At 61.6% G+C, this 21962-nt stretch carries 25 protein-coding genes; 15 read left to right on the top strand and 10 right to left on the bottom strand.

The annotated features are described in order from the left end of the window. The 8 genes from ptsN to CNQ84_RS01560 form a co-directional block, all read right to left on the bottom strand. A complete protein-coding gene (gene ptsN / locus CNQ84_RS01595) occupies nt 1-459 on the bottom strand; it encodes a PTS IIA-like nitrogen regulatory protein PtsN (protein WP_096003161.1) in 459 nt (152 codons plus the stop codon). Between the two features lie 12 nt (nt 460-471). Further along, nucleotides 472-780: a ribosome hibernation promoting factor gene (gene hpf, locus CNQ84_RS01590; RefSeq protein WP_083728964.1), complete on the bottom strand. Its 309-nt coding sequence runs from the start codon at nt 778-780 to the stop codon at nt 472-474. Nucleotides 781-893: 113 nt separating this feature from the next. Beyond that, a complete protein-coding gene (locus CNQ84_RS01585) occupies nt 894-2393 on the bottom strand; it encodes an RNA polymerase factor sigma-54 (RefSeq protein WP_096003160.1) in 1500 nt (499 codons plus the stop codon). A gap of 93 nt (nt 2394-2486) precedes the next feature. Next, nucleotides 2487-3212 carry an LPS export ABC transporter ATP-binding protein gene (gene lptB, locus CNQ84_RS01580; protein WP_096003159.1) on the bottom strand — a complete coding sequence of 242 codons (726 nt, stop codon included), beginning with the start codon at nt 3210-3212 and terminating at the stop codon, nt 2487-2489. Then, nucleotides 3209-3766, bottom strand: coding sequence for a lipopolysaccharide transport periplasmic protein LptA (gene lptA, locus CNQ84_RS01575; RefSeq protein ID WP_096003158.1), 558 nt, complete (start codon nt 3764-3766; stop codon nt 3209-3211). The genes lptB and lptA overlap by 4 nt, the downstream gene beginning before the upstream one ends. Further along, nucleotides 3753-4334, bottom strand: a complete 582-nt coding sequence (gene lptC / locus CNQ84_RS01570) for an LPS export ABC transporter periplasmic protein LptC (RefSeq protein ID WP_165771199.1) — start codon at nt 4332-4334, stop codon at nt 3753-3755. The genes lptA and lptC overlap by 14 nt, the downstream gene beginning before the upstream one ends. Then, nucleotides 4331-4852, bottom strand: coding sequence for a KdsC family phosphatase (locus CNQ84_RS01565; RefSeq protein ID WP_096003156.1), 522 nt, complete (start codon nt 4850-4852; stop codon nt 4331-4333). Before CNQ84_RS01565 ends, lptC begins: the two co-directional genes overlap by 4 nt. Nucleotides 4853-4860: 8 nt before the next feature. Then, nucleotides 4861-5832: a KpsF/GutQ family sugar-phosphate isomerase gene (locus CNQ84_RS01560; RefSeq protein ID WP_096003155.1), complete on the bottom strand. Its 972-nt coding sequence runs from the start codon at nt 5830-5832 to the stop codon at nt 4861-4863. A 205-nt stretch (nt 5833-6037) separates the two neighbouring features. Between CNQ84_RS01560 and CNQ84_RS01555 the strand changes: the two genes are divergently transcribed. The 10 genes from CNQ84_RS01555 (at nt 6038) to hisC (ending at nt 13851) form a co-directional block, all read left to right on the top strand. Next, nucleotides 6038-6856, top strand: a complete 819-nt coding sequence (locus tag CNQ84_RS01555; protein WP_096003154.1) for an ATP-binding cassette domain-containing protein — start codon at nt 6038-6040, stop codon at nt 6854-6856. Next, the gene (gene mlaE, locus CNQ84_RS01550; protein WP_096003153.1) at nt 6853-7632 is read left to right on the top strand and encodes a lipid asymmetry maintenance ABC transporter permease subunit MlaE; all 780 of its coding nucleotides are present in this window, start codon (nt 6853-6855) and stop codon (nt 7630-7632) included. The genes CNQ84_RS01555 and mlaE overlap by 4 nt, the downstream gene beginning before the upstream one ends. Nucleotides 7633-7650: 18 nt before the next feature. After that, nucleotides 7651-8115, top strand: a complete 465-nt coding sequence (gene mlaD, locus CNQ84_RS01545) for an outer membrane lipid asymmetry maintenance protein MlaD (RefSeq protein ID WP_096003152.1) — start codon at nt 7651-7653, stop codon at nt 8113-8115. A gap of 30 nt (nt 8116-8145) precedes the next feature. Next, nucleotides 8146-8787: an MlaC/ttg2D family ABC transporter substrate-binding protein gene (locus CNQ84_RS01540; protein WP_096003151.1), complete on the top strand. Its 642-nt coding sequence runs from the start codon at nt 8146-8148 to the stop codon at nt 8785-8787. Continuing rightward, a complete protein-coding gene (locus tag CNQ84_RS01535; RefSeq protein WP_096003150.1) occupies nt 8784-9101 on the top strand; it encodes an STAS domain-containing protein in 318 nt (105 codons plus the stop codon). The genes CNQ84_RS01540 and CNQ84_RS01535 overlap by 4 nt, the downstream gene beginning before the upstream one ends. Nucleotides 9102-9152: 51 nt before the next feature. Continuing rightward, nucleotides 9153-9392 carry a BolA family protein gene (locus tag CNQ84_RS01530; RefSeq protein WP_096003149.1) on the top strand — a complete coding sequence of 80 codons (240 nt, stop codon included), beginning with the start codon at nt 9153-9155 and terminating at the stop codon, nt 9390-9392. A 21-nt stretch (nt 9393-9413) separates the two neighbouring features. Next, nucleotides 9414-10679, top strand: coding sequence for a UDP-N-acetylglucosamine 1-carboxyvinyltransferase (gene murA, locus CNQ84_RS01525; protein ID WP_096003148.1), 1266 nt, complete (start codon nt 9414-9416; stop codon nt 10677-10679). Nucleotides 10680-10691: 12 nt separating this feature from the next. Beyond that, entirely contained in the window at nt 10692-11333 is a 642-nt protein-coding gene (gene hisG / locus CNQ84_RS01520) for an ATP phosphoribosyltransferase (protein ID WP_096003147.1), read from the top strand. Between the two features lie 44 nt (nt 11334-11377). Beyond that, nucleotides 11378-12688 (top strand): histidinol dehydrogenase, encoded by a 1311-nt coding sequence (gene hisD, locus CNQ84_RS01515; RefSeq protein ID WP_096003146.1) that lies wholly within the window; start codon nt 11378-11380, stop codon nt 12686-12688. Between the two features lie 107 nt (nt 12689-12795). After that, nucleotides 12796-13851, top strand: coding sequence for a histidinol-phosphate transaminase (hisC, locus tag CNQ84_RS01510; RefSeq protein ID WP_096003145.1), 1056 nt, complete (start codon nt 12796-12798; stop codon nt 13849-13851). A gap of 19 nt (nt 13852-13870) precedes the next feature. Here the strand turns inward: hisC and CNQ84_RS01505 are convergent, their stop codons facing one another. Further along, nucleotides 13871-14977 (bottom strand): S1C family serine protease, encoded by a 1107-nt coding sequence (locus CNQ84_RS01505; protein WP_096003144.1) that lies wholly within the window; start codon nt 14975-14977, stop codon nt 13871-13873. 179 nt (nt 14978-15156) lie between these two features. Here CNQ84_RS01505 and CNQ84_RS01500 point away from each other — a divergent pair, with 179 nt between their 5' ends. From CNQ84_RS01500 to tadA, 5 genes are all read left to right on the top strand, one after another. Next, nucleotides 15157-15915 carry a Nif3-like dinuclear metal center hexameric protein gene (locus CNQ84_RS01500; RefSeq protein ID WP_096003143.1) on the top strand — a complete coding sequence of 253 codons (759 nt, stop codon included), beginning with the start codon at nt 15157-15159 and terminating at the stop codon, nt 15913-15915. A gap of 333 nt (nt 15916-16248) precedes the next feature. Further along, the gene (cysD, locus tag CNQ84_RS01495) at nt 16249-17151 is read left to right on the top strand and encodes a sulfate adenylyltransferase subunit CysD (protein ID WP_096003142.1); all 903 of its coding nucleotides are present in this window, start codon (nt 16249-16251) and stop codon (nt 17149-17151) included. 83 nt (nt 17152-17234) lie between these two features. Beyond that, a complete protein-coding gene (locus CNQ84_RS01490) occupies nt 17235-17576 on the top strand; it encodes a four helix bundle protein (protein WP_096003141.1) in 342 nt (113 codons plus the stop codon). Between the two features lie 49 nt (nt 17577-17625). Continuing rightward, a complete protein-coding gene (gene cysN / locus CNQ84_RS01485) occupies nt 17626-19533 on the top strand; it encodes a sulfate adenylyltransferase subunit CysN (protein WP_096003140.1) in 1908 nt (635 codons plus the stop codon). A 23-nt stretch (nt 19534-19556) separates the two neighbouring features. Then, nucleotides 19557-20021, top strand: a complete 465-nt coding sequence (tadA, locus tag CNQ84_RS01480) for a tRNA adenosine(34) deaminase TadA (protein WP_245841197.1) — start codon at nt 19557-19559, stop codon at nt 20019-20021. Between the two features lie 395 nt (nt 20022-20416). Here the strand turns inward: tadA and mltF are convergent, their stop codons facing one another. Next, nucleotides 20417-21859, bottom strand: coding sequence for a membrane-bound lytic murein transglycosylase MltF (gene mltF / locus CNQ84_RS01475; RefSeq protein ID WP_096003347.1), 1443 nt, complete (start codon nt 21857-21859; stop codon nt 20417-20419). Between the last annotated feature and the right edge of the window lie 103 nt (nt 21860-21962).

Raw genomic sequence — 21962 nt, 5'->3', positions numbered from 1 at the left:
TCAGCCTCCGTCGCCGTCGTTGACCATGACGTGGTACAGCGCGTCGGCGTCCGGCGCAGCACGCAGGGCGTCGCGGAGATCGGCCCGGTCCAGCTTGCCGGCCAGCATCTTGAGGATCTGCAAATGTTGTTCAGTGGCCTCTTGGGGGACCAGCAGGACGAAGATCAGGTCCACGGGCTGGCCGTCCAGGGCATCGAAGTCAATCTTGCCGTCCAGCTGCAACAGCGCGCCGATGGCCTGGTGACAGTCTTCGAGACGACAGTGGGGAATGGCGATGCCGTTGCCGAAGCCGGTTGAGCCGAGCTTCTCGCGGGCAATCAGGTTTTCATAGATGGCGTCAGGATCCAGGTTGGTGTGCTGGGCAACCAGTTTGCCGATCAGCTCCAGCACACGTTTTTTGGATCCCCCCTGAACGCCGGAGAAGGTGCGTTCAGGGGTCAGGATATGGTCAATTTGCATGTTGGCGCAGTGTTATCGGACGTTTGCGCCTTGTTGGCGGTCAATGTGCTTTTCCTTGTGCTTGATCAGTTGGCGATCAAGCTTGTCGGTCAGCATGTCGATGGCGGCGTACATATCGGTGTGCTCAGCCAGGGCTACTACCTCGCCACCGGCGATGTGCAGTGTGGCTTCGGCCTTTTGCCGGAGTTTCTCAACTTCGAGGGTGACCTGGACGTTGGTGATCTTGTCGAAATGCCGCTCCAGACGGGCCATTTTCTCAGTGACGTAATCGCGCAGTGCGTCAGTGATGTCGAGTTGGTGACCGCTAATGTTCAGTTGCATACGGCGTCTCCTGATTGGCTTGTTGTTGCAGGGTGATCTTCCGTCACCCGGTGGTGCCACTGCATGATCCCTGAACTGGATCTTTGCCTTGACCGACAACCGGTCGGCAGGCGCTAGACCAGTCTCTTGCGTTCGCTCGATGGCGCGATATTGAGCGACTCGCGGTACTTTGCGATGGTCCGGCGGGCCACTTCGATGCCCTGCTCTTCCAGTAAACCAGCGATCTTGCTGTCACTCAATGGTTTCTTTGGGTTTTCTGCTGCAACCAGCTTTTTGATCAGTGCGCGGATTGCTGTGGAGGAGAATTCTCCACCTTCGCTGGTCCCGACGTGACTGGAGAAGAAGTACTTGAGCTCAAAGATACCGCGCGGAGTGTGCATGTACTTTTGCGTGGTGACCCGCGAGATGGTCGACTCATGCATGCCGACGGCCTCGGCAATGTCATGCAGCACCAGTGGTTTCATGGCTTCTTCGCCGTGCTCCAGAAAGCCGCGCTGGTGCTCGACGATCTGGGTGGCCACCTTCATCAGGGTTTCGTTGCGGCTTTGCAGGCTTTTGATGAACCAGCGCGCCTCCTGCAAATTGTTGCGCAGGTAGGTGTTGTCTTCGCTGGAGTCGGCGCGGCGGACCATGGACGCATAGTGACCGTTGACGCGCACCTTGGGTACCGCGTCCTGGTTCAGCTCGACCACCCAGCGGTGGCTGTCGCGGCGCACGATGACGTCGGGAATGACGTACTCCGCCTCGCCCGAGGCGATTTCCGAGCCGGGGCGGGGGTTGAGTGTCTGGATCAGGCTGATGGCGTCTCTGAGCTGCTCTTCCTTCAGCTTGCTGCGGCGCATCAGCTGGGTGAAGTCGCGGTTGCCGAGCAGTTCCAGATGATCGCGGATCACCCGGGTAGCTTGCTCCAGCATCGGTGTGTCGTCCGGCAGCTGGCGGATCTGCAGCAACAGGCATTCGCGCAGGTCACGGGCGCCTACACCAACCGGTTCGAACTGCTGGATGCGGTGCAGCACCATCTCCACTTCATCGAGCTCGGCTTCCAGCTCTTCGGGCAGGGAGGCGAGGATATCCTCGAGTGACTCTTCGAGGTAACCGTCGGCGTTGATGCCGTCGATCAGCGCGGTAGCGATCTGGTAGTCGGTCTCGGACATGGGCAGCAGATTGAGCTGCCACTCCAGGTGGCTCTGCAGCGTCTCGCCGGTGCCAGTGCGCGAGGTGTAGTCCCAGTCTTCGTCATCCTGGCTGGGCAGGGAGCTGGCGGAGGTCTGGTAAACGTCTTCCCACTGGGTGTCGACCGGCAGCTCGTTGGGGATGGCTTCGTTCCAGTTGCCTTCCTGATCACCCTGGGTGTGCTGGTCGATGGAGTCCATCGAGACCGGCTCGGGCAGAGTCACCGCCGGTGCATCATCGTCGCCGCTATCGGCGCTGGCGTTGCTGCTGTAGTCGTCGTCACCCTCATCGGCCATTTCCAGCATGGGGTTGGCTTCCAAGGCCTCCTGTACCTCCTGCTGGAGGTCGAGACTGGACAGCTGAAGCAGTCGGATGGCCTGCTGCAGCTGAGGTGTCATGGTCAGCTGCTGCCCCATCTTGAGGACGAGCGAGGGTTTCATTGTGTTGCGAAATACCTTGTGCGCTGGTTCAAACCGTTGGTTTGGACATGCTGATGTCCATTTGCCGGTAGCATGCCTGAAATACGGGGGCTTTTATAGCCGGAAGGCATGGCCCAGGTATACATCTTTCACCGTCTGGTCAGCCAGCACGGTCTCGGCATCCCCTTCGGCGATGATGTGGCCATCGTTGACGATGTACGCCTTGTCACAGATATCCAGGGTTTCGCGCACATTGTGATCGGTGATCAGTACGCCGATGCCCTTGTCCTTGAGGTGCTGGATGATCTGTTTGATGTCGCCGACGGAGATCGGGTCGACGCCCGCAAAGGGCTCGTCGAGCAGGATAAAGCTGGGGTCGGTGGCCAGGGCGCGGGCGATCTCGGCGCGCCGTCGCTCGCCACCGGACAGGCTCATGCCGAGGCTGTCGCTCAGGTGGTGAATGTGAAATTCGCGCAGCAGCGATTCCAGCTTGCCTTCTCGGGCCTGGCGGTTCAGGTCCTTGCGGGTTTCGAGGATGGCCATGATGTTGTCGGCCACCGTCAGCTTGCGAAAGATCGAGGCTTCCTGCGGGAGGTAGCCGATGCCCTCGCGGGCGCGACCGTGCATGGGCAGACGGGTGACGTCTTTACCGTTGATGGTGACCGTGCCCTGGTCTGCCTTGACCAGCCCGACAATCATGTAGAAACAGGTAGTCTTGCCGGCGCCGTTAGGGCCAAGCAGGCCGACCACCTGGCCGCTGTCGATGGAGACTGACACGTCGCGCACGACCTTGCGTGCCTTGTAGGCCTTGGCCAGGTGTTGGGCGTGCAGGGTGGTCATGGTGTGGCCGGCTCTTCGTTGCTGCTGTCGTTGCCACGGCTGCGCGGCTGGATGACGATCTCGATGCGTCCGCCGCCGCTCTGGCCGCCGTTGGCGCTTTCGCCGCCACGGCCGGCATCGACCACTTGGCGCGGTATGTCATAGCTGACATAGTCGCCCTGGAAGGTATTGCCTGACTGCTCCAGAAAGGCCTCCTGAATCAGGATGATGGTCTCGCGATCAGCGTGATACTCGATGGTTTGCGCGCGCGCCTTGACCGGTGGCTTTTCTGCTTCCGGTGTCTGCTGATAGGTCGCCGGGCTGCCGTGGGTGACCATGCTGTTCAGCTCGCCGTTGGCATTGGTGCTCAGCGTGACGCGACCGCCAGTCAGGCGCATGCTGCCCTGGGTGATGATCACGTTGCCGGTATATACGGCGGTGTTGCGCTTGTCGTCCAGGGTGGCTGAGTCAGCCTGGATACGAATCGGCTGACTGCTGTCGCTCGGCAGCGCGAGGGCGTGGGTGGCGCAGCCAGCCAGCAGGGTCAGGGCAAGGAGGGAGTTAACGCACCTCATATTGGCCTCTTACTGTGGACAGCAGCTGCAAGCGGCCGTCATTGAGAAATAGTTGCATGCCCTCGGCAGTGGTCACACTGCGAGCGGCCTCGATTCTAACGCGTTGATCGGTTTCGGCGTAGTCACGACGTGGATACAGGGTGAGCGCCGAGGTGGTCAGCTGTCGCTGCGGCTGACCATCGGGTTGTTGTTGCAGCAGTACGTCGGTTTCGAGGTCTACCCGGTCTCCCTTTTGCGTAACCAGTCCCTGGTCGGCTTTGAGTAGCCAGGGCGTCGGGTTCTCGCCGCGGAAGAACAGCAGTTCAGGCTGCTGCAGACGGGTGCTGCCGTCTTCGATCTGGTGCACCGCATGTGCGGCGGTCAACTGGTAGGCAATCTTGCCTTGCTCGTCCAGCATCTGGATGCGTGCGTTGTCGATATAAAAGTCGGGGCGGGCGTTGCTTTGCTCGACGTCCGCCGGCGCAAAGCTGCCCGGGCTGATGTTCCAGTAGCCCACGGCCAGCGCCAGCGCGGCGCCGGCAGCCAGCAGCAGGCCAAGGGTCAGGTAGCGCGGCAGCCCCAGCTTCACAGGTAGGCTGCCTGTGCCTGTTCGAGCGTGCCCTGGGCGTGCATGATCAGCTCGCAGAACTCGCGCGCGGCACCTGCGCCGCCGACGGCACGGGTAACGCCGTGGGCGTGTTCGCGCACAAAACCATCGGCGCTGGCGACGGCCATCCCCAGGCCGACCCGACGCATGACCGGCAGGTCTGGCAGGTCGTCGCCCAGGTGCGCGATCTGATGCATCTCAACCGGGATGATCTGGCGCAGCTCGTTCAGTGCGGTGAGTTTGTCCTCGCGGCCCTGGATCAGGTGCTTGATGCCCAGGTTGGCGGCGCGGCGCTCGACCAGCGGCGATTTGCGCCCGCTGATGATGGCTGTCTCCACGCCTGAGGCCATCAGCATCTTGATACCGTGGCCGTCGAGGGTATTGAAAGACTTGAACTCGGTGCCATCGGGCATGAAATACAGACGGCCGTCGGTCAGTACGCCGTCAACGTCAAAGATGGCCAGGCGGATTGCCCGGGCACGTTCATGCAGTTTGTCCATGTTCTGGCTCACACTACCCCCGCGCGCAGCAGGTCATGCATATTCAGGGCGCCCACCGGGCGGCCGTTGCTGTCGATCACAAACAGGCCGTTGATGCGCGCGTCTTCCATTATCTTCAGGGCTTCGGCGGCCAGCATGCCGGCACGGGCAGTCTTGCTGCCACGGGTCATCAGTTCGCCGATGCTGACACGCTGAAAGTCGATGTTTTGATCCAGGGTGCGGCGCAGGTCGCCGTCGGTAAAGATGCCAACCAGCTCGCCCTGCTCGTCCTCAATGCCGGTCAGGCCCAGGCCCTTGCGGGTCATCTCCAGCAGCGCGTCGCGCAGCGGCACGTCCGGGCGTACCAGCGGCATGCTGTCGCCACTGTGCATGATGTCGTCGACCAGCAGCAACAGGCGGCGGCCGAGGCTGCCACCGGGGTGCGAGAAGGCAAAGTCTTCGGCGCTGAAGCCGCGGGCCTCAAGCAGGGCGATGGCAAGTGCATCGCCCATGACCAGGGCGGTGGTGGTGCTGGACGTGGGGGCCAGGTTGAGCGGGCAGGCTTCCTGCTCGACGCCGGTGTCCAGATTGGCCACGGCGGCCAGCGCCAGGGTTGACTCGGCATTGCCGGTCAGGCTGATCAAGGGCGCGCCCAGACGCTTGATCAAGGGCAGCAGGGTGACCACTTCGGCGGTATTGCCGGAGTTGGACAGCGCAATGACCACGTCCTCGGCGGTAATCATCCCCATGTCGCCGTGGCTGGCTTCACCGGGGTGAACAAAGAATGCCGGTGTGCCGGTACTGGCCAGCGTGGCGGCCAGCTTGCGCCCGACATGGCCGGATTTGCCCATGCCGGTCACCACTACGCGGCCGCGGCAGGCGAGCAGGGTGTCACAGGCGGTACTGAAGGGGGCACCCAGGCGCTGCAGCAGGGAATCGACGGCGTCGCGTTCCATGCTGATGGTGCGGCGGGCAGAGGCTATGTAGTCAAAATCGGCCATGGAATGTCTGTCGGTGGTCGCTGAGCCGGCAAGTATAGCGGTTTGTCTTCGCCAACTCACCCATGGACAACGAAGCCTGAGGGATTATCCCCGGTTCGGGGTATCCCCCGCATTCGCGGCTTGGGCTGCTCTCGGCGCTCTGCTATATTACGCGGCTTGATTTTGCCCTAGGACTGGGCATGACCGTTAAAGGCCCAGGCACCCCATGAATGACGCGTCGGATTATATAGTTGAGCTGAAGAACATTACCTTTCGGCGCGGTAGCCGGGTGATCTTCGACAACGTGGATATTCGCATTCCGCGCGGCAAGGTGACCGGTATCATGGGGCCTTCAGGCTGCGGCAAGACCACGTTGCTGCGTCTGATCGGTGCTCAGTTGCGCCCGGATAGCGGTTCTATCTGGGTGGATGGACAGAATATTCCCGAGCTGGGTCGTGAGCAGCTATTTGCCGCCCGTCAGCACATGGGCATGTTGTTCCAAAGCGGTGCATTGTTTACTGATCTGGACGTTTTCGAGAACGTCGCCTTCCCGCTGCGCGTTCACACCGACCTGCCCGAAGACATGATTCGTGACATTGTGTTGCTGAAACTCGAGGCCGTGGGGTTGCGCGGTGCGCGCGCCTTGATGCCGGATGAACTGTCCGGCGGCATGAAGCGACGGGTGGCGTTGGCGCGTGCGATTGCGCTGGATCCGGCGTTGATGATGTACGACGAGCCGTTTGTCGGCCAGGACCCGATTTCCATGGGGGTGCTGGTGCGTCTGATTCGCCTGCTCAACGATGCGATGGGGCTGACCAGTATTGTGGTCTCCCACGACCTGGCGGAAACCGCCAGCATTGCCGACTACCTGTATGTGGTCGGCGACGGGCAGGTGCTGGGGCAGGGTACGCCAGAGGAGCTGATGAACTCTGACAACCCGCGCATTCGCCAGTTTATGCAGGGTGAGCCGGACGGTCCGGTGCCTTTCCACTACCCGGCACAGAACTATGTGCAGGACTTGATGCAGACGGAGAAAGACGCGTGAGCCTGGTCGACAGGGTGGTACTGCTCGGACGGGCAGGTCTGGATACGCTGGCCGCGCTGGGTCGCTCGGGCCTGTTTCTGGTCAATGTGCTGTTTGGTCGTGCCCGCTTCGGCAATGGCTGGACACTGCTGGTCAAGCAACTGCACGCCGTGGGCGTGATGTCGCTGGCGATCATCGTGGTGTCGGGGCTGTTTATCGGTATGGTGCTGGCCCTGCAGGGGTACAACATCCTGGTCGGCTACGGCTCGGAGCAGGCGGTCGGCCAGATGGTTGCCCTCACGCTGCTGCGCGAACTGGGACCGGTGGTTACCGCCTTGCTGTTCGCCGGGCGTGCAGGCTCGGCATTGACTGCCGAGATCGGCCTGATGAAAGCCACCGAGCAGTTGTCGAGCATGGAAATGATCGGTGTCGACCCGCTCAAGTACGTTATTGCCCCGCGTCTGTGGGCTGGCTTTATCTCGATGCCACTGCTGGCGATGGTGTTCTGCGTTGTCGGTATATGGGGCGGTGCGATGGTTGCGGTTGACTGGCTGGGCGTCTATTCCGGGTCCTACTGGTCGAACATGCAGAACTCGGTCGAGTTTACCGAGGATGTGTTGAACGGCCTGATCAAGGCCGTGGTCTTTGCCTTTGTCGTGACCTGGATCGCCGTGTTCCAGGGCTACGACTGCGAGCCAACCTCCGAAGGCATCAGCCGGGCGACCACGCGTACCGTGGTTTACGCCTCGCTGGCTGTGCTGGGGCTGGACTTTATTCTGACTGCACTGATGTTTTGATTAGCCAAGGAACCTGTCATGCGTACCCGTAACCTGGAACTGATTGTCGGCGTCTTTATTCTTGCCGGCTTGCTTGCGTTGGCGGTATTGGCGGTGCGCGTCAGCGGCCTGACGGCCACCAGCACCGGCAGCACCTACAGCGTACATGCCTACTTCGACAATGTCGCGGGGCTGACGCCGCGCGCCAAGGTCACCATGTCCGGCGTGACCATTGGTCAGGTGACAGCCATCAGCTTCGACAAGAACCGTTACAGCGCGCGGGTAGACTTGGCGATTGACAGCAAGGTCGACACCTTGCCGGCTGACAGCACTGCCTCGATCCTCACCGCCGGCCTGCTGGGAGAGAAGTACGTGGGTATCTCGGTCGGTGGCGACGACGAGCTGCTGGTGGATGGCAGCGAGCTGTACGACACGCAGTCGGCACTGGTGCTGGAGGAACTGATTGGTCGGTTCCTGCTCAATACGGTAAGCAAGGACGACTGATCCCGGTCGGCCTTTCAGGAGAAACAAGTTATGCGTTCGATCATCAATGCCTTCGTCGCCCTGGGTCTGCTGCTGCCGGCTCTGGCGCACGCCAACGCGACCCCTCAGCAAATTGTCGAGGATACATCCAACAAGGTTATGGCGGTGCTGGACGCCAACCGCGAAACCTACCGTAACGATGTCGAGGCCTTTACCGAAGGTCTGAACGAAGTGCTGGAGCCGGTCGTCGACTTTGATGGTATCGCCCGCAGCGTAATGACCGTGCGCTACAGCCGCAGTGCCACCGATGAGCAGATGCAGCGTTTTATCGATACCTTCAAGCGCAGCATGGTGCAGTTCTATGGCAACGCCCTGCTGGACTTCCAGAGTGGTGAGATCAGCGTGCTGCCGGCCAACAGCCGCGAGCCACGTCCGGATCGCGCGAGCGTCGACATGCAGGTCAAGGCTGGTGATGGTCAGGTCTACTCTGCCACCTATACCATGTCGCTGGTGGATGACCAGTGGAAGGTGCGCAATGTGATTGTTGAAGGCATTAATATTGGCCTGCTGTTTCGTGACCAGTTCGCCCAGGCGATGAAAACCCATCGCAACGACCTGGATGCGGTCATCGACAACTGGGGCAGCGTGGTTGCCCAGTCCCGCGAGACCGTTGAAAAAGAGACCGAGCAGTGAGTCAGGCGCGCCTGCAGGTCGATGCCGACGGCGTGTTGCAGCTGGCCGGCGAGCTGGACTTTGTCAGCGCACCGCTGCTACGCGAGCAATTGCTGGCCGCCGTCGAGTCGGGCCAGGGGCCGTTGGTGCTGGATTTTGCCCAGGTAACCCAAGCCAATAGCGTGGCGCTGTCGCTGCTGCTGCGGGTGGCCGAACAGGCGTCGCGCAGCGCCCGTGAGCTGCAGGTCCGTGCTTTGCCCGCTGGCGTGCAGAGCATGGCGCGGGTGTGCGACCTGGAAGACTGGCTGCAGCAGCACACTCAGGCGCCAACCTAATCGAACAGGGTGTATCGCAGTCGCGGTGCGCCGCAAGGAGTATTCAGCAAGATGCAATCTACCGAAGTTAAAACGCTGATCGAAAGCAGCCTGTCTGACACCCGGGTCGAAGTGGAGGGTGAAGGCTGCAACTTCCAGCTCAACCTGATCAGCGATTCGCTGGCCGCGCTCTCGCCGGTCAAGCGTCAGCAGCAGGTGTACGCACTGCTTAACCCCTACATTGCCGACGGTCGTATCCACGCCGTTACCATGAAGTTCTACACCCAAGAGGCCTGGGCGTCGCGCGCCTGAGGTCTGGAGTACGTACCGCAAATGGACAAACTGATCATCACCGGCGGCAATCGCCTGGACGGGGAAATCTGGATTTCCGGAGCCAAGAACTCGGCTCTGCCGATCCTCGCTGCCACGCTGCTGGCGGATGAACCTGTCACCATCTCCAACCTGCCGCATCTGCACGACATCACCACCATGATCGAATTGTTCGGTCGCATGGGAGTCTGCCCGGTCATTGATGAGCGCCTGGGTGTCGAAGTCGACCCCACCCGTATCAGTACGCTGGTGGCACCCTACGAGCTGGTCAAGACCATGCGTGCCTCGATTCTGGTGCTGGGGCCGATGGTGGCGCATTTTGGTGAGGCCGAAGTGGCGCTGCCGGGCGGCTGCGCGATTGGCTCGCGTCCGGTTGACCTGCACATCCGTGGCCTGGAGGCCATGGGGGCAACCATTACCGTAGATGGCGGCTACATCAAGGCCAAGGCGCCCGAGGGTGGCCTGCGCGGCGCGCACTTCCTATTTGATACCGTGAGTGTGACCGGCACCGAGAACATCCTGATGGCGGCGACGCTGGCCAAGGGCAAGTCGGTCATCGAAAACGCGGCGCGCGAGCCTGAAGTGGTGGACCTGGCTGAATGCCTGATCGCCATGGGCGCGCAAATTACCGGTCACGGCACCGATACCATCACCGTGCACGGCGTCGAGCGCCTGCATGGCGCACGTTATTCGGTGATGCCTGACCGCATTGAAACCGGCACCTTTCTGGTTGCCGCTGCGGCAACGCGCGGTCGGGTCAAGCTCAAGGGCACCGACGCCGGCATTCTCGATTCTGTGCTGCTCAAGCTGGAAGAGGCGGGCGCCCATATCGAGACCGGCAAGAACTGGATCGAGCTGGACATGAAGGGCAATCGACCGCGTGCCGTCAACCTGAAGACCGCCCCTTATCCGGCGTTTCCGACTGACATGCAGGCCCAGTTTGTTGCCATGAACGCGGTTGCCGAAGGTACCGGCACCGTGATTGAAACCATTTTCGAAAACCGCTTCATGCACGTTCAGGAAATGAACCGCATGGGCGCGCGTATCCTGGTCGAGGGTAATACCGCCGTTGTCACCGGTGTAGAGCAGTTGAAGGCGGCGCCGGTGATGGCCACGGACCTGCGCGCCTCCGCCAGCCTGGTGATTGCAGGTCTGGTAGCAGAGGGCGACACCATGGTCGATCGCATCTACCACATTGATCGCGGTTACGAATGTATTGAAGAGAAGCTGCAAGCCCTGGGCGGTATCATCCGCCGGGTCCCAGCCTGACAGAGAACTTTCATGAGCCAGACCCTGACCATTGCCCTGTCCAAGGGGCGCATCCTTGACGATACCTTGCCACTGCTCAAAGAGGCCGGTATCGAGCTGACCGAGGATCTGGAAAAGAGCCGCAAGCTGATTTTTCCGACCACTGACCCGACTGTTCGCCTGCTGATTGTGCGCGCCACGGATGTACCGACCTACGTGGAGCACGGCGCCGCCGACCTGGGGGTGGCCGGCAAGGACGTGCTGCTGGAATACGGCAGCCAGGGGCTGTACGAGCCGCTGGATCTGAAAATTGCCAACTGCAAGCTGATGACCGCGGGCCCGGTGGATGCGCCGGAGCCGACCGGTCGCCTGAAGGTCGCGACCAAGTTCGTCAACGTTGCGCGTCGCTATTATGCCGAACAGGGCCGTCAGGTTGATGTGATCAAACTGTACGGGTCGATGGAGCTGGCACCGCTGGTTGGCCTGGCGGACAAAATCATCGATGTCGTCGACACCGGCAATACGCTCAAGGCCAATGGTCTGGAGCCGCAGGAGCTGATCGCCCACATCAGTTCGCGCTTGATCGTCAACAAGGCTTCGATGAAGATGAAGCATGCACGCATCAAAAGCTTGATCGACCTGCTGGCCGAGGCTGTCGAACGCCGCAGTGCCTGATTCTGACTCTGAACCCGTTTCCCTGTTTCCATGAAGGTATCCCTATGAGTACGCCGTTGAAAATCGCCCGTCTGAACGCCAATCAGAGCGATTTTGCCGAGCATCTGGATGCTTTGTTGGCCTGGGAAGGGGTCTCTGACAAGGCGGTCAACGACCGCGTCGAAGAAATCATTGCCGCCGTGCGCGCTAATGGTGACGCCGCCTTGGTCGAGTACACCGAGCGGTTTGACGGCCTGTCTGTGGACAGCATGGCTGATCTGATTCTCGATCGTAAACGTCTGGAGCTGGCCCTCGAGCGGATTACCCCCGAGCAGCGCGAAGCGCTGGCGGTAGCTGCCGAGCGGGTGCGCAGCTACCACGAACATCAGCGCCAGGACTCCTGGCGCTACACCGAGGCCGATGGCACCGTGCTGGGTCAGCAGATCACGCCGCTGGATCGCGTCGGTTTGTACGTGCCGGGCGGCAAGGCATCCTACCCGTCGTCAGTACTGATGAACGCCATTCCTGCCAAGGTCGCCGGTGTGCCGGAAGTGGTCATGGTCGTGCCGACCCCGCGTGGTGAAATCAACGAACTGGTGCTGGCGGCGGCCTGTCTGGCCGGGGTTGACCACGTGTTTACCATCGGCGGTGCACAGGCCGTTGCGGCGTTGGCTTACGGCACGGAAAGCGTACCGCAGGTCGACAAGATCGTCGGCCCCGGCAACATCTATGTCGCCACCGCCAAGCGCGCGGTGTTCGGTCAGGTCGGTATCGACATGATCGCCGGCCCGTCCGAGATTCTGGTGGTCTGCGACGGTCAGACCGACCCTGACTGGATTGCCATGGACCTGTTCTCGCAGGCCGAGCACGATGAAGACGCTCAGTCCATACTGCTGTCGCCGGATGCTGGCTTCCTGGATGCGGTTGAAGCCAGCCTGAATCGGCTGATTGGTGAGCTGGAGCGCGACGCCATCGTCCGTGTCTCGCTGGAGACCCGCGGCGCGCTGATCAAGGTGGATGATCTGCAGCAGGCCTGTGTGTTGACCAACCGTATTGCACCGGAGCACCTTGAGCTGTCGGTGGCCGATCCGGAAGCACTGTTGCCGCATGTGCGCCACGCTGGTGCCATCTTCATGGGGCGTTACACCCCCGAGGCACTGGGCGATTACTGCGCCGGCCCCAACCACGTCTTGCCGACGTCCGGTACCGCGCGTTTCTCCTCGCCGCTGGGCGTCTACGACTTCCAGAAGCGCTCCTCGATCATCTTCTGCTCGCCGGAAGGGGCCTCGGAGCTGGGCAAAACCGCGTCGGTACTGGCCCGCGGCGAAAGCCTGACCGCCCACGCGCGCAGCGCGGAGTACCGCATTAAGAACTAGCGGCAAGCTTCAAGCTGCAAGCGACAAGCTGAGTTGTGCAGACTCAGCTCGCCGGGGTTGGCTTGAAGCTTGCGGCTTGCCGCTTGTAGCTCAATCGAGGATTGCCCGTGAGTCGTTTCTGGAGTCCCTTTGTCAACGACCTGGTGCCTTACGTACCGGGTGAGCAGCCCAAGGTCGAGAACCTGGTCAAGCTCAATACCAACGAGAATCCCTACGGGCCGTCGCCGCGGGTGGTGGATGCGATTCAGGCGGAGCTGAATGACAGCCTGCGTTTGTATCCGGCGCCCAACGCCGATGCGCTGAAAGACGAGATCGCCGGCTACTACGGGGTGGATACCGCGCAGGTGTTCGTCGGCAACGGCTCGGACGAGGTGTTGGCGCATATCTTCCACGGCCTGTTTCAGCACGGCCGTCCGGTGCTCTACCCGGACATCACCTACAGCTTCTACCCGGTGTATTGCGGCCTGTACGGTATCGAGGCCGCTCCGCAGCCGCTGCGTGACGATTTCAGCATCGACCCGGCGGACTACCGCCAGGCCAATGGCGGCATCATCTTCCCAAACCCGAACGCTCCGACCGGCGTCGCGCTGGCGCTGGAGCAGATCGAGCAGATTCTCGACGCCAACCCGGATTCGGTGGTGGTGGTGGATGAGGCCTACGTCGATTTTGGTGCCGAAACCGCCATCACCCTGGTGGATCGTTACCCGAACCTGCTGGTCACCCAGACCCTGTCCAAGTCGCGCTCGCTGGCGGGCCTGCGGGTCGGCTTGGCGGTTGGTCATGCGGACCTGATCGAGGCGCTGGAGCGTATCAAGAACAGCTTCAACTCCTACCCGCTCGACCGTCTGGCGATTGCGGGTGCGGTCGCCGCTTTCCAGGACCAGAGCTGGTTCAACCAGACGCGTCAGGCGGTCATACGCAGTCGCGAGAGTCTGGCCGAGGCGCTCACGGAGCGTGGGTTTGAGGTGTTGCCGTCGCAGGCCAACTTCGTGTTTGCCCGCCACACTCAACGCGATGCAGCCGAACTGGCCCAAGGGCTGCGTGAGCGGCGGGTGATCGTGCGGCATTTTCGGCTGCCGCGCATCGATCAGTTTTTGCGTATCACCATCGGCACCGAGGCGCAGAACAAGGCCTTGCTGGCGGCCCTGGACGAGGTGCTGTAAGCGCGCCTTGCGGCGCGCGTCAGTTCTGGAAGGAGGGGCGCACGGCCACTTCGGCACTCAGGTTGACGGGCTGGCCGCTGCGCAGCACCTCCAGCTCGATCCTGTCGCCCGGCTTGGCACGCGCCACCTGATTCATGGCTTGCCGGCCGCTGGTGGTGGGCTGGTCATTGATGCGCAAAATCACATCGCCCGGCAGCAGGCCGGCGTTCCAGGCCGGGCCGTTCCGGTACAGGCTGGTCACCACAATGCCCTGGCTTACCTCCAGCCCGAAAGACTCGGCCAGCTCTGGCGTCATCGGTTGTACCGCCACCCCCAGCCAGCCGCGAATGACGTGACCGTGCTGGATAATCGCCTGCATGACCTCAACGGCCAACTGCACCGGAATCGCAAAGCCAATGCCCTGCGCCGCGCCAGCCTGGGAAAAGATGGCGGTGTTGATACCGATCAGGTTGCCCTCGGCATCAATCAGCGCACCGCCGGAGTTGCCCTGGTTAATCGCTGCATCGGTCTGAATAAAGTCTTCATAGGTATTGAGCCCGAGCTGGTTGCGGCCGGTGGCGCTAATGATGCCCATGGTCACGGTCTGCCCCAGACCAAAGGGATTGCCGATGGCCATGACCACGTCGCCAATGCGTTGCTGGTCGCGTGAGTCGATGGTGATCGAGGGCAGGTTGGGCAGGTCGATCTTGAGCACCGCCAGGTCGGTTTCCGGGTCTGCGCCAATCACCGTGGCGAGAGCCTCCCGACCGTCTTTCAGCGCTACCTGGATTTCATCCGCGCCGGCAATCACGTGGTTGTTGGTCAGCAGGTAGCCCTCAGGGTTGAGGATGACCGCAGAGCCCAGGCTGGATTGCGTCGGATTGGGGCTGCTCAGGCTGTCGGAGTAGTCTCGCATCGTGCCGTCGGCAGCTTTGCTGGTATAGATGTTGGCAACGGCCGGGGAGGCGCGCTCAACCCCGCGGCTGTAAGACACCAGGCCCATGTTCGAGCGGGGTTCTGACACTTCGCGCAGGACAATATCGTGCGCCGGCAGGCCGAGCCATTCGGGGAACTGTTGAATGATCAGCAGCGCCAGCAGTACGCCGCAGACCACAGGCCAACCCATGCTGCGTAACAGTTCTTTCATGAAAATCCTGCCCGTCGTCTGTGCTGGCCACTGAGGGCCGAATCCTGCGGCATTATACGGACTCGGGACAGATAATGCAGGGTTGTGGTGCGCACCGGCGTGGTCGATCACCCCCGCCTTGTAACCGCTCGTCGGACACCGGACAATAATGCGCCGCACACACCCCAATCGGAGGCCCTATGGTCGAACGCGACAAGCTGCTGCGCTACTGCAATGAACTGCTCGACAGCGGCAGCTTCCAGGATTACTGCCCTAACGGTTTGCAGGTAGAGGGCCGCAACGAGATCCGTCTGATTGTCAGCGGCGTCACCGCCAGCCAGGCGTTGGTGGATGCCGCAGTGGAGGCCGGTGCTGACCTGCTGTTGGTGCATCACGGCTACTTCTGGCGGGGTGAAGCGGCGCAGGTTGTGGGTATCAAGCATCGACGTCTCAAGGCGCTGTTGCAGCATGACATCAACCTGATGGCCTACCATCTGCCGCTGGATGTGCATGCCGAGCTGGGTAACAACGCGCAACTGGCGCAGCTGATGGGCTGGCAGATCAGCGGCGGCCTGGAGCCGCACAACCCGCGCTCCGTGGGGCTGACCGGCGAGCTGCCAGAGCCCTGCAGCGGCGACGCACTGGCCCAGCAATTGGCCGAGCGCCTGCAGCGCGAGCCGCTGTTTATTGCCGGCCACGAGCGCCCGGTCAAGCGCATCGCCTGGTGCACCGGTGCCGCCCAGGGCTACATCGATAAAGCCATCGCCCTCGGCGTTGACGCCTTCATCACCGGCGAAGTCTCCGAACCGACCGTCCACGCCGCCCGTGAAAACGGCATCCACTTCTACGCCGCCGGCCACCACGCCACCGAGCGCTATGGCGCCAAGGCGCTCGGCGACCATCTGGCGGCGACCTTTGGCATCGAGCATCAGTTTATTGACATCGATAATCCGGTGTAGCTCAGCGCGGAGCGCTGAGCCGCAAGCCGCAAGCCGCAAGCCGCAAGCCACAAGCCACAAGCCACAAGCCACAAGCAAAACTCGTGCGGCTGAGTGGCGCGGTGTTTGGCTTGAGGAGAGGCGAGGTTAGACAGAGCTGCAGAAAACGCGTGACGGCCTTGCCGGGGCACTCACCCTGATTGCGCTTGCCGCTTGCCGCTTGCCGCTAAGTTTTTCATATGCTTATAGCCGATGGTTCTTGATAGTCCGCTTATTATAAAAAATAGCCTTTGATACAATGCGCGGCAGTCGAATTGGGCCGCAGGGCCGTTACCCATTCAACGCGAGTACACCATGCTGGAAAAACTGACTCACCTGAAACAACTGGAAGCCGAGAGCATTCACATCATTCGTGAAGTGGCGGCCGAGTTCCAGAACCCGGTCATGCTCTATTCGATCGGTAAAGACTCCGCAGTCATGCTGCACCTGGCGCGCAAGGCCTTCTATCCGGGTCGTCTGCCGTTCCCCGTGCTGCACGTGGACACCGGCTGGAAGTTTCAGGCGATGTACGAGTTCCGCGAGAAGATGGTCAAGGAAATGGATCTTGACCTGCTGGTGCACCAGAACCCCGAAGGCCTGGCGCAGGGCGTTAACCCCTTCACCCACGGCAGCGCGGTGCACACCGACGTGATGAAAACCCAGGGCCTGAAACAGGCGCTGGACAAGTACGGCTTTGACGCGGCCTTTGGTGGTGCGCGTCGTGATGAAGAAAAATCCCGCGCCAAGGAGCGCGTCTACTCCTTCCGCGACAAGCATCACCGCTGGGACCCGAAAAACCAGCGCCCCGAGCTGTGGAATATCTACAACGGCAAGGTACACAAGGGTGAAAGCATCCGCGTGTTTCCGCTGTCGAACTGGACCGAGCTGGACATCTGGCAATACATCTATCTGGAAAGCATCCCGATTGTGCCGCTGTACTTCGCCGCTGAACGTCCGGTTGTCGAATACAACGGCTCGCTGATCATGGTCGACGACGACCGCATGCCGCTGGACGGCAAGACCCCGGAAATGAAAATGGTCCGCTTCCGTACCCTGGGTTGCTACCCGCTGACCGGCGCGGTCGAATCCAGCGCCGCCACGCTACCGGAAATCATCCAGGAAATGCTGCTCACCCGCACCTCCGAACGCCAGGGCCGCGTCATCGATCACGACTCGGCTGGGTCGATGGAAGAGAAGAAGAGGCAGGGTTATTTCTAAAGCCGCAAGCCTCAAGCTGTAAGCGACAAGCCAGTCTGAGTCGCTTTGGAGGGCTGCTTGAGCAGGCAACAAGGAGGTTGCTGATGGATTTCGAACGGCTTGAAGTGTGGCAGCGTGGAAAGGCGTTGTCTGTTGCCATGTACAGAGCGCTGGCAAACTGCCCCGATTACGGGTTTCGCAACCAGCTGACGCGGGCCGCGCTGTCTATTCCCAGCAATATTGCCGAGGGGATGGAGCGTGGAGGCAACGCCGAGAAGCGGTATTTTCTCAGCGTCGCCAAAGGCTCATGCGCTGAGGTGCGAACCCAGTTGATGGTGGGGCAGGAGATAGAGTTTCTGGAATTGACACTGGCCACACACTGGATCAGTGAGACCCGCGAGCTGTCGCGCATGCTGACAGGCTTGATTAACCGAATTACCGAATAGCTGCAGGGACCGCTTGTCGCTTGCAGCTTGCAGCTTGGAGCTTTGATAGATGTCGCATCAATCCGATCTGATCAGCCAGGACATCCTGGCCTACCTGAGCCAGCACGAACGCAAGGAACTGCTGCGCTTTCTGACCTGCGGTAACGTCGACGACGGCAAGAGCACGCTGATTGGGCGTCTGCTGCACGACTCCAAGATGATCTATGAAGATCACATGGAAGCCATCACCCGTGACTCCAAGAAGTCCGGCACCACGGGTGAAGAGGTGGATCTGGCGTTGCTGGTTGACGGTCTGCAGGCCGAGCGTGAGCAGGGCATCACCATCGACGTGGCCTACCGCTACTTCTCCACCGCCAAGCGCAAGTTCATCATCGCCGACACCCCCGGCCATGAGCAGTACACCCGCAACATGGCGACCGGTGCCTCCACCTGTGATCTGGCAATCATCCTGATCGACGCCCGCTACGGCGTGCAGACCCAGACCAAGCGCCACAGTTTTATCGCATCCCTGCTGGGCATCAAGCACATCGTGGTTGCGGTCAACAAGATGGACCTGATGGATTTCGATCAGACCGTTTACGACAAGATTCGCGAAGACTACCTGCAGTTCGCCAGCGGTCTGGAACTGCTGGACGGCGACAAGGTGCAGTTTGTACCGATGTCGGCGCTCAAGGGCGACAACGTGGTCAATCGCAGCGAGCGTAGCCCCTGGTACACCGGTCCCTCGCTGATGGAGATTCTGGAAACCGTCGAGATCGCCAGCGATCGCAACACCACCGACCTGCGTTTCCCTGTCCAGCTGGTAACCCGCCCGAACCTGAACTTCCGCGGCTTTGCCGGCACCATCGCCTCGGGTGTGGTGCGCAAGGGCGATGAGCTGACTGTATTGCCATCGGGCAAGGGCAGCCGCGTCAAATCCATCGTCACCTTTGATGGTGAGCTGGAAGAGGCGGGTCCCGGTCAGGCAGTGACGCTGACGCTGGAAGACGAAATCGATATCTCCCGCGGCGACATGCTGTGCCACGCGGACAACCGCCCGCTGATCGGTGATCAGTTTGAAGCGACCCTGGTGTGGATGGCTGAGCAGCCGATGCAGCCCGGCCGCAAGTACGATATCAAGCGCGCTACCAGCTATAGCCCGGCGTCCTTTACCCGCATTCAGCATCGCATTGACGTCAATACGCTGGAGCAACAGCCAGCGGCCGAGCTGGCGCTGAACGAAATCGGTCGTGTACAGGTCGCGCTTGAGCGCCCGATCGCCTTTGACGACTATCAGAGCAACCATACCTCTGGCGCCTTTATCGTCATCGACCGCATGACCAATGGCACCGTGGGCGCGGGCATGATCGTCGCCAAGGCCCAGGGCAACCAGAACAGCAGCGGCAGCCAACACGGCCGCTTTGCTCACGTCACACCGCAGGAGCGCGCCGAGCGCTTTGGTCAGGAGCCGGTGACCCTGCTGTTCACCGGTCTGTCCGGCTCAGGCAAGAGCAGCATTGCTTACGCGTTGGAGCGCAAGCTGTTCGACGGCGGCCGTGCCTGTTATGTGCTGGACGGCAAGGTCATGCGTCAGGATCTGAGCAAAGGCCTGCCGATGGACGCTGCCGGCCGTGCCGAAAACCTGCACAAGGGCGCGCGTATTGCGCGTCAGATGAACGAAGCGGGCCTGATTGCCATTGGCGCCTTTGTTGCACCGACCGAAGAAAGCCGCGCGACTGCACGTCATATCCTCGGCAATCGCTGCCTGCTGGTGCATCTGGATACTCCGCTGGACGTCTGTCAGCAGCGTGACCCGTCCGGTATCTACGCGGCCAACGTCGAGGGCACCATTCCGGGTGTGTCCTTCCCGTATGAAGCGCCGACCGATGCCGACCTGGTACTCAACACCGCCGAGCTGGATCTGGAAGGCTGCGTTGAGCAGGTGGTAGGCCTGCTGCGCGAACGCAAGCTGATCTGATCGGCTGTTGAAGAGGCTCAAGCATGACGCCAGCTGATATCGACTTTATGCGGCTGGCGCTGGCCGAGGCCAAGCTGGCCGCCGAGCGGGGCGAAGTCCCGGTCGGCGCTGTGCTGGTCCTGAACGGGCAGGTGATTGGTCGTGGTTTTAACCAGCCGATCACCAGTCACGACCCCAGCGCCCATGCCGAAATGGTCGCCATCCGCCAGGCCGCAACGGCCCTGCAGAACTACCGCCTGCCCGGTTCTACCCTGTACGTTACCCTCGAACCCTGCACCATGTGCTCCGGCCTACTGATCCACAGCCGCATCGCACGTCTGGTCTACGGTGCCAGCGAACCCCGCGCCGGCGCCGTCGCCAGCCGCAGCCAGGTACTCGACCAGCCGTGGATGAATCACCGCATGCAAGTGGAAGGTGGGGTGTTGGCCGAGGAGTGCGGGGCGTTGTTGTCGGGGTTTTTCAGGGAGAGGCGGAAGGCGCAGCCTTAAGCTTCAAGCCGCAAGCTGCAAGCGAAACCCGTGCGGTGTTGAATCGTGCGGGTTTTTTTATGGTTCTTTGCGGCGTGGCGATGCGCGCGAGGTGTTTCACCCCGTTCGTCGGCGACCTTCCTGTAGGGCGGACAAAGCCAAAGGCGTGTCCGCGAGGGTGGCATCAAGCCGGCAAAATACGTTGAGCCTCGGCACTTGCGGGAACGCGGCGGACACGCTGCGCTTAGTCCGCCCTACGGGCTGGCGCTGTGTTGTAGGGCGGAGTAAGCCAACGGCGTCTCCGCGAAAGCGGCATCAGGACTGCACCAGGCTATGACCACCCACTTCGCGGCTGAGGTGGTTTTGCTTTTAGCTTGTGGCTTGCCGCTTATAGCTTGCCGCTGTGTAGCGCTGCGCTACACCCCATCCGGCAACTGCTCGAGAATCCCTGGCGCGTGATATTGCTCGGCGGGTTGCTGGCGAGACTCGGATTGCGGTTGGGTGACCCATTGCAGGATGTCGTAGTAGCGGCGGATGTTCTGTACATAGTGCACCGGTTCCGAGCCGCGGGCGTAGCCGTAGCGGGTTTTGCTGTACCACTCCTTCTTCTGCAGCAGCGGCAGAAAATCCTTCACATCGACCCAGCGGTTCGGGTCACGACCGCCTTCGGCTGTGAGCTTGCGCGCGTCGTCCAGATGGCCGAGGCCGACGTTGTAGGCGGCCAAGGCAAACCAGGTGCGGTCCGGCTCGGGAATGTCGGTCGGGATCTGGTCTCGCACCCAGATCAGGTAGCGCGCGCCGCCGTTGATGCTCTGCTGTGGATCAACCCGGTTGGTGACGCCGACAAATTTGGCGGTCGGCAGGGTCAGCATCATCAGGCCGCGCACGCCGGTGGCGGAGCGGGCGTTCGGGTCCCAGAGTGACTCCTGATAGCTCATCGCCGCCAGCAACCGCCAGTCGAGCCCGTTCTGGTCGCCCGCCTGACGCAGAAAGGTCTCAAAGCGTGGCAGGCGGTTCTGCATATGGGTGGCGAAGGCGCGCGCGCCGACGTAGTCCAGCACATCGGAATGGCCGTAAAAGCGCTCGATCAGCTGATCCAGCGTGCCGTCGGCCTTGATGCGCGAGAAGAACCCGTTGACCGCATCCAGCAGCGTGCTGTCGGCGTATTGGCGCAGCGCCCAGGCCATCGGCTGGCTGTCGCCCAGGTCAAAGGCCACGCTGACCGCCGGATAGAAGGCCTGATTCACTACCAGTTCGTTGGAGTAGACCACGGCGCTGTCGATCTCGCCGTCGTTGACCAGTCGCAACAGATCAACCACTTCCACGCTGTCGGATTCTTCGAAGGTCAGCTCCGGGTGGGTTTGCTGCAAAGCGTGCAGTTCGTCAGCCAGGGTGCTGCCCTTGAGGACCATAAGGCGCTGGCCGTAAAGGTCTTCGATGCTGCGTGGCTTGCGGCTGCCGCGCCGGTAGACCACCTGTGGAATCACGTCGAGGTAGGGCACGGCAAAACGCACCTGTTCGTTGCGCGCCGGGTTGACCGTCAGCCCGGCTGCGGCAACCTGCGGACCGTCGGCCTTGTCCAGCTGCTGGTACAGGCTGTCGACGGTATCGGCGGTCTGCATGTCCAGGCCCACGCCAAGGCTGTCGGCGAAGCGTTTGGCCAGCTCGTACTCCAGACCGGTGTCGCCGTTGCGATCCTGATAGTAGGTGGTCGGCGTATTGCGAGTAATCACGCGCAGAGTGCCGTCCTCCTGAATCTGTTCCAGTTGGGTGCTTTGCTCACAGGCGGTCAGCAACACAGCGCACAGGGCGGTGGCCAGAGCCTTGAAACGGGGAAGGCGAGGAGCTGGTCGATGCATGGCGCCAGTATAGGCAAAAGCGGGCTGCGGCAATAGCCGCCGACGCAATCGCGCACCTCTGCCGCTGGCCAGCTTGGCATGGCTCCAACGCCCCGCTTGGGGT

The sequence above is a fragment of the Pseudomonas abyssi genome (assembly GCF_002307495.1).
Taxonomy (GTDB): Bacteria; Pseudomonadota; Gammaproteobacteria; order Pseudomonadales; family Pseudomonadaceae; genus Halopseudomonas; species Halopseudomonas abyssi.
The sequence above is the reverse complement of the archived record's forward strand: the minus strand, read 5'-3'. Positions and strand labels throughout refer to the sequence as shown.